6 protein-coding genes are annotated in these 5,278 nt (G+C 43.7%); 3 read left to right on the top strand and 3 right to left on the bottom strand.

Translation table 11 applies throughout. The features are described from left to right. The coding region (gene dhaM / locus F6K57_RS35890; protein WP_293072837.1) for a dihydroxyacetone kinase phosphoryl donor subunit DhaM at positions 1–582 on the bottom strand (582 nt) is incomplete at its 3' end. Positions 583–954: 372 nt separating this feature from the next. Here dhaM and F6K57_RS35885 point away from each other — a divergent pair. Beyond that, positions 955–1,272, top strand: coding sequence for a hypothetical protein (locus F6K57_RS35885; protein ID WP_293020832.1), 318 nt, complete (start codon positions 955–957; stop codon positions 1,270–1,272). After that, positions 1,269–1,634, top strand: a complete 366-nt coding sequence (locus F6K57_RS35880) for an aspartyl protease (RefSeq protein ID WP_293020831.1) — start codon at positions 1,269–1,271, stop codon at positions 1,632–1,634. Before F6K57_RS35885 ends, F6K57_RS35880 begins: the two co-directional genes overlap by 4 nt. Positions 1,635–2,168: 534 nt before the next feature. Here the strand turns inward: F6K57_RS35880 and F6K57_RS35875 are convergent. Further along, a complete protein-coding gene (locus F6K57_RS35875) occupies positions 2,169–2,705 on the bottom strand; it encodes a GrpB family protein (RefSeq protein ID WP_293072833.1) in 537 nt (178 codons plus the stop codon). A 210-nt stretch (positions 2,706–2,915) separates the two neighbouring features. Here F6K57_RS35875 and acs point away from each other — a divergent pair, with 210 nt between their 5' ends. Continuing rightward, positions 2,916–4,886, top strand: coding sequence for an acetate--CoA ligase (gene acs, locus F6K57_RS35870; RefSeq protein WP_293072830.1), 1,971 nt, complete (start codon positions 2,916–2,918; stop codon positions 4,884–4,886). 142 nt (positions 4,887–5,028) lie between these two features. Here the strand turns inward: acs and F6K57_RS35865 are convergent. After that, on the bottom strand, positions 5,029–5,278 hold a 250-nt coding region (locus tag F6K57_RS35865; protein WP_293072827.1), incomplete at its 5' end, for a hypothetical protein.

The raw sequence follows: 5,278 nt of genomic DNA, 5'->3' as shown, positions 1-5,278 counted from the left end.
GCAACTCCTCAGTTTGATAACTGATACAATTGTTTCAACTGTAACTCCCAAACCAACTACGAACAAAGGATCTTTTCCACATCTGCTCATCCTTTTGTAAACAAATATTAATTTCGCCAGCCGTATCAAGTTTGGGGGATTTAGGGGGCAATGGGTAAGTTGTGTACTATCAACAACTGATAACTGAGAGGCTTTAGCAGTTAAGGCTGATCTAGCTTCAGCAATAACTTGGTCGATATCAGCACCAGCCGCAGCTTGGACAACCGCTGCGATCGCACCTTCCACTAATGGCGCTTCGCACAATCTTACCTTGGGTTTCTGCTCTTCATCCAGAAACTCCAGTGCCATTTCCGCACTGAGCACTGCACTGCCTAGATCCATTAATACCACTACCCCAGCATCGGAGTAAACCGACTCAATGGCGGCTTGGACTTGCAGCACATCGGTACCAAAGGGATTTTCTGGGTCATCCATACCAGCTGCGATCGCAATTGGTACGGAGGTCTGAACCATCTGTTCAGCTAATTCCTTGACCCCAGCTGCTAGCTTAGCACTGTGGGAGATAATCACAATTCCAATCATAAGGTATATAAACACCTTTGTATTTGAGTTGTGAACATACTCCCAAAGGCAAGAGGCAAGAGGCAAGAGGCAAAAGGGAAGGCATTGCTGATTAATAGAATGATGGAAAGTAACTGAGGAGTACGCAAATAATCCTAATGGCTGGTGTTATTATGCCCGGTGTTTGTTTGACAGGGGTGAAAATCAGGGAGCGGCTGAAGCTATTCAGAAAGCTGATCATCTATGCTCGAATAATTGGCTAGTTTATGGGGCCTTATATAAGATTTTGAACAAGTCACCCCTTATCCCTTTCTTAGCAAGAAAGGGATAAATAACCTGAGGGGGGATATTCTTGTTATTATAAACCTATCTACAGCGTTTTGTATAACTAAAATGACACCATCATCTTCCCATCACACTGTAAGGCGAGGACGGGTTTTTCCGGAGAAACGACTGTCTCCTGAAGAAAAAGCCAGAATTAAAGCAGAAGATGCAGTGTTTTATAAGCGTTGTCGAGAGGTCTTTGAGCGAGTACAACCAGAATTGATTCAAGAGCATTATGATTGGTTTATTATTATTGAACCTGATAGTGGGGAGTATTTTATCGATGAAGATAAAAAGGTAGCACTTTCCAAATCCCGTTCTAAACATCCAGGTAAAAAGTGTATTATTATGCAAATTAATGAAACGGGAACTTGTGGCAGAATATGATCCAAGGTGAATTTAATAGTCGAGGGGAGTTATTTTTTGAAATTGGCTTGATGTCTGCTGATGGGGAGGTTTTTCCCGTTATGGCACTGTTAGATACAGGGTTTACAGGTTGGTTAGCTATTGATAATCAAGATGCTGAGAGTTTAGGGTGGGTGCGTAATAATGAACCACAGGATATGCAAACAGCCCAGGGAGAAGCACGGTTTAATTTATATGAGGGAAAGGTGGTTATTGAGGAAGAGGAGTTTACGGTTGAAGTGTTAGGAGGAGATGAACTGGTAAATAGTCTTTTAGGTGTTTTGTGGTTACGAACAAAGCGTTTGGTTGTGGATTTTCCCATGGGAGTGTTAACCCTAGGATAAGCGATTGGCCTATGGCCACGCTACGCGAACACACCTGACAAGATAAGCGATCGCACTTGGTTAACGCACCCGACAAGATAGGCGATCGCACTGGTTTAACACCAGTCGTCGCTGTTACCCTCCGACTCCTGGTCACTTGCGCCATCTGGCGATTATGGATTTCTTGTTGGAGGATTTTGAGACAATTCCTAAACCGTTATTGGAGCGATTGTTATCGAAGGAGGTCAGAATGTAGAATTTATAATGAAGAATTTATAATGAAGAATTTATAATGAAGAATTTATAATGTAGAATTTATAATGAAGAATTTATAATGTAGAATGAAGAATTTATAATGTAGAATGAAGAATTTATAATGTAGAATGAAGAATTTATAATGTAGAATGAAGAATGTAGAATTAAAAATGGTGAAGGCAGAATGGTGAAGGCAGAAGGCAGAAGCCAGAAGCCAGAAGCCAGAAGCCAGAATTATAAATTCCCAATTCTTAATTCTTAATTCTTAATTCTTAATTCTCAATTCTTAATTCTCAATTCTTAATTCTTAATTCTTAATTCTCTGCGCCACTCTGCTGCTTTTCGATCCATCTCTTTGATGAACCCATCTTTTCCATCCATATAGGCTTCAATATTGTATGGATATTTATTAGCAAGTTTTCGCTTAAGTTCACCGTATTTATGGGCATCCTTAGGATGGGCAATCATATAATCTCGAAAGGCTAAGTGACGCTCTACCTGTAGCGAATTAAGCTCAAACATATGAACATGATGTGTTCTGATTCCTATTTGATTATGTTTGCGGAAATAACGACGACCTGGTATGCCGTATTCACCCATTCCTTCATAGCCTATTGTGTCCATCCCTGAACTATTTTCATCTACTTTGGTAATGTCTTTGACTTCAAGCAAAATATCAATAATCGGTTTAGCGTCTAGTTCTGGAATAGATGTACTCCCAATATGGTGTACAGCAACTAAGTTGTCGCCGACGGCAAGGGCAATCTGCTTTGATTCATGCTCAAATTCCTCTCGCCACTTCGGGTCATGGGGAACAACTTCTACTTTGATTGACATAACTACAGCAGTTTTAAATTGGGTGAGGTACTTACTAGGAGTGGGTTTTAGGGAGCAGGGAGCAGGGAGTAGGGAGGAGTAGTAACAAACCAGAAATTAAAGAAATCCAACGATTTGCCCAACTGGGTGACCTGTTCAGTATGGTTTTAATAGACTGAGCCTTGGCTAGGTCTAGACTACCTAATTAGATATCAGTAATTTTCCATAACGATGTCACAACCGACTATAGAATCAATCCTTCAAGAAGAACGGCTGTTCCCGCCACCGGCTGACTTTTGCGAGAATGCCCAGATTAAGAGCATGGCGGAGTATCAGCAACTTTATGAACAAGCCAAAGCTGACCCCGAAGGGTTTTGGGCCCAGCTTGCAGACCAAGAACTAGACTGGTTTCAAAAGTGGGATACCGTATTAGATTGGCAACCTCCCTTTGCCAAATGGTTTGTTGGTGGAAAGATTAATATTTCTTACAACTGTCTTGACAGACACCTCACTACCTGGCGTCGGAATAAAGCTGCCCTGATTTGGGAAGGGGAACCGGGAGACTCCCGCACCCTAACCTATGCCCAGTTACACCGGGAAGTTTGCCAGATGGCAAATGTGATCAAACAACTGGGAGTGAAAAAAGGCGATCGCGTTGGCATTTATATGCCCATGATTCCCGAAGCTGCTATTGCCATGCTGGCCTGTGCTAGAATTGGTGCTCCCCACACCGTTGTTTTTGGTGGCTTTAGTGCTGAAGCCCTCAAAGACCGACTGGTAGATGCTCAAGCTAAATTAGTAATTACTGCTGATGGGGGCTGGCGCAAAGACAAGATTGTTCCTCTCAAGATCCAAGTTGATAAAGCCTTAGAGAATAATGGCGCACCTACAGTAGAAAACGTCCTAGTGGTAGAACGCACCAAGCAAGGGATTGACATGGAACCAGAACGAGACCACTGGTGGCATGACTTGCAACCGGGAGCATCTGCGGATTGTCCAGCGGAACCCATGGATAGTGAAGATATGCTCTTCATTCTCTACACTAGCGGTACCACAGGTAAACCGAAAGGGGTTGTTCACACTACTGGTGGCTATAACCTCTACACCCACATGACTACCAAGTGGACCTTTGACCTCAAAGAGACCGATGTCTACTGGTGTACTGCTGATGTCGGCTGGATTACCGGACACAGTTACATTGTCTATGGTCCATTGTCCAATGGTGCTACTAGCCTCATGTACGAAGGGGCTCCCCGTCCTTCCAATCCCGGTTGCTTGTGGGATGTAGTAGAAAAATATGGAGTCACTATCTTCTACACTGCTCCCACTGCTATTCGTGCCTTTATTAAGATGGGAGACCAGCATCCCAACGCCCGTGATTTATCGTCCCTACGTATCCTAGGAACTGTTGGTGAACCGATTAACCCAGAAGCCTGGATGTGGTACCATCGGGTGATTGGGGGAGAACGTTGTCCCATTGTCGATACGTGGTGGCAAACGGAAACCGGTGGCTTCATGCTCACCCCCTTACCTGGTGCTACTCCCACTAAACCCGGTTCCGCTACCTTCCCCTTCCCAGGCATTATTGCTGATATTGTAGATTTAGACGGCAATTCAGTTGGGGATAATGACGGTGGTTATTTAGTTATCAAACATCCTTGGCCAAGTATGATCCGTACTGTCTATGGGGATGATGACCGTTTCCGCCGCACCTATTGGGAACACATTCAACCAAAAGATGGGCAATACTTCTATTTTGCTGGAGATGGTGCCAGAAAAGACCCCAATGGCTATTTCTGGGTTATGGGTCGTGTCGATGATGTGTTGAATATCTCTGGTCACCGCTTAGGAACCATGGAAGTAGAGTCAGCACTGGTTTCTCATCCTTCTGTAGCTGAAGCCGCTGTAGTCGGTAAACCTGATGAGGTAAAAGGGGAAGATGTCTTTGCCTTTGTGACCTTAGAAGGCAGTTATAGCGCTAGTGACGAACTCAAGCAAGAACTAAAGCAGCACGTGGTCAAAGAAATTGGTGCGATCGCACGTCCTGGTGACATTCGCTTTACTGATGCTTTGCCCAAGACTCGTTCCGGAAAGATTATGCGTCGGCTATTGCGATCGCTAGCTGCAGGTCAAGAGGTTGCTGGAGATACCTCCACTCTAGAAGACCGCAGTGTTTTGGATAAGTTACGGGAAGAGGCTTGAAAACCAGGCTTCACGTAAATAGTCAGCTATCAGCCATCAGCTTATGGGTTACCTCACAGGCTAGAAGCCTGTGCCACGCTACTTGAGGTGCTTTTGAATCAAATTAGCTGACGGCTGACGGCTGACTGCTGAATGCTTACACTTACTCTTTTACAATAATCGGAATCATGGCTGTCTTGTGTTGAAAGTATAAGCATTCAGTAGGTGGATAAACTTTGAAGATGATGATACCTTTAATATCCTTTTCTGGAACACCTGCTTCAAGAAGATAAGGAACTTGAGTTTCATTGAAAAGAGCTTCCCAGGAATCGTATCTATTCTTGAGAACTCCTGTTGACGTCAAATTACAATAGCTTAAAATTCCACCCTTCTTAAGCAGGGGATAAACCTTT

Source organism: Moorena sp. SIO4A5 (genome assembly GCF_010672005.1).
Classification (GTDB): domain Bacteria; phylum Cyanobacteriota; class Cyanobacteriia; order Cyanobacteriales; family Coleofasciculaceae; genus Moorena.
Note: the sequence above shows the minus strand (reverse complement) of the source record. Positions and strands in the feature narration are given on the sequence as shown.